Genomic DNA, 2,261 nt, shown 5'->3' on the forward strand with positions numbered 1-2,261 from the left:
AACAACTTCACAAACTTTTGTTACCGAACTTGCGGAAATTTCGTCAAGCCCGTCCGTTCCGTAAACCGCCATGGCACTTTTAACACCTAAATTGGATAACACTTTTGCCATGGGCTCAATTAAATCTTCGTCGTAAACACCTAATAATTGCATATTTGCTCCCGCGGGATTTACCAACGGTCCCAAAATATTAAATATTGTTCTTATTCCGAGTTCTTTTCGGACAGGTGCAACATATTTCATTGCTATATGATAATTTTGTGCAAACAAAAAACAAAAATTTATTTTATCTAATATTTGTTTGCTTTTTTCAGGGGAAATTGTTATTTTTGCTCCGAGTGCCTCCAATACATCTGCAGCTCCGCATTTACTTGATGCGGCTCTGTTACCGTGTTTTGCTACGGGAATTCCTGCCGCAGATACAACAAATGCCGAGGTTGTTGAAATGTTGAACGAATTGGATTTGTCTCCGCCGGTTCCGACAATTTCCAATATATCCATATCGTTAAGAAGTTTTATACAATGTTTTCTCATACCGGCTGCAGCACCGGTAATTTCTTCTATTGTTTCTTTTTTTACCGACATTGCCGTTAAAAAAGCCGACATTTGTATTTGGCTTGCCTGTCCGCTCATTATTTCATCTATTACCGTTTTAGATTCTTCAAAACTTAAATTTTGTTTTGCTACCGCTTTTATTATTGCCTCTTTAATCATTTTTTATCCTCTCAAAAAATTTTTTATAATAGTGTATCCGTTCGGAGTAAGTACCGATTCCGGATGAAATTGAACACCGAATATATTATATTTTTCGTGCCAAACAGCCATAATTTCATTATCATCACTTGTTGCGACAATTTTTAGTTCTTTAGGTAATGTCTCTTTTAATGCTGCAAGTGAATGATACCTTCCTACAATAATTTTATTATCAAGTCCTTTAAAAATAGGGCAATTTGTATCAATTGTTATTTCGGATTGTTTTCCGTGCATAAGTTCTTTTGCATAAGATATTTTTGCACCGAATGCCTCACATATTGCCTGATGTCCTAAACATACACCAAATATGGGAATTTTCCCTGCAAAATATTTAATTAAATCTATACAAATACCCGCATCGGAAGGTTTTCCCGGTCCCGGTGATAAAATTATTTTTTCAGGATTTAATTTTTCTGTTTCTTTTAATGTAATTTCATCGTTTCTTTTTACGATTATATCGGGATTTATAGAACCGATATATTGATAAAGGTTATAAACAAAACTATCATAGTTATCTATTAATAAAATCATATTGCCTCCTAAAAAATCGCAAAGCGATTTTTTGATGTATAGATGTATGGAAGTATGGACGAAAATCACTTCGTGATTTTGACGATTGGAAGTATGAATGTCGTTATACATCTATACCTCTTTTCTTCTATACCTCCATACCTCAAATTTTCTGCGAGGCAGAAAATTTTAAAGCATTAATAACCGCTTGTGCTTTATTTATACATTCCTGATACTCTTTTTCAGGAACACTGTCTGCAACAATACCTGCCCCGGAACGAACAAATACTTTATTATTTTTCTTAAAAGCTATTCTTATGGAAATGCAAGTATCCATATTACCCGAAAAATCAATATATCCTATTGCTCCTCCGTAAATACCTCTTTTATTTTTTTCAAGTTCATTTATAATTTGACATGCTCTTATTTTAGGAGCACCGGAAAGTGTTCCCGCAGGAAGAACGGTATCTATGGCATCAAGTGCCGATTTATCAGCTCTTATTTCACCTTTAACGGTTGAACCGATATGCATAACATGAGAAAATCTTTCTATACTCATATATTTTTCTACTTGGACCGAACCGAATTTACTTATTTTACCTAAATCGTTTCTGCCTAAATCAACAAGCATATTATGTTCGGCAAGTTCTTTTTTATCCGAAAGAAGTTCTTTTTCAAGTTGTAAATCTTGTTCTTGAGTTTTTCCTCTGGGGCGGGTTCCCGCTAAAGGAAAAGTGTGTAAAACACCGTTATTAAGTTTTACCAATGTTTCAGGTGAAGCACCGGCTATTTCAATATCGTTACTGCAGAAATAAAACATATACGGCGACGGGTTTGTTGTTCTTAAAATTCTGTAAGTATCCAACAAACTTCCCTCAACATCGGCATCAATTCTGTTTGATAATACTGCCTGAAAAATATCACCGTCTTTTATGTAAGTTTTTATTTTGTTTACCATATTACAATATTGTTCTTTTGCAAACAAATATCTGAAATCG

3 protein-coding genes are annotated in these 2,261 nt (G+C 34.3%); all 3 read right to left on the minus strand.

Annotation, left to right across the window (positions count from 1 at the left end):
* A partial coding sequence (trpD, locus tag ACMUOV_RS07480) for an anthranilate phosphoribosyltransferase (RefSeq protein ID WP_413854505.1) occupies positions 1-714 on the minus strand: 714 nt, incomplete at its 3' end.
* Positions 715-717: 3 nt separating this feature from the next.
* Positions 718-1,284 (minus strand): anthranilate synthase component II, encoded by a 567-nt coding sequence (locus ACMUOV_RS07485; protein WP_413854506.1) that lies wholly within the window; start codon positions 1,282-1,284, stop codon positions 718-720.
* Between the two features lie 142 nt (positions 1,285-1,426).
* Positions 1,427-2,261: anthranilate synthase component I family protein (locus ACMUOV_RS07490; RefSeq protein ID WP_413854508.1), on the minus strand; the 835-nt coding region annotated here is incomplete at its 5' end.

It is taken from the genome of Candidatus Ruminimicrobium bovinum, assembly GCF_902760015.1.
In the GTDB taxonomy this organism is placed as follows: Bacteria; Elusimicrobiota; Endomicrobiia; order Endomicrobiales; family Endomicrobiaceae; genus Ruminimicrobium; species Ruminimicrobium bovinum.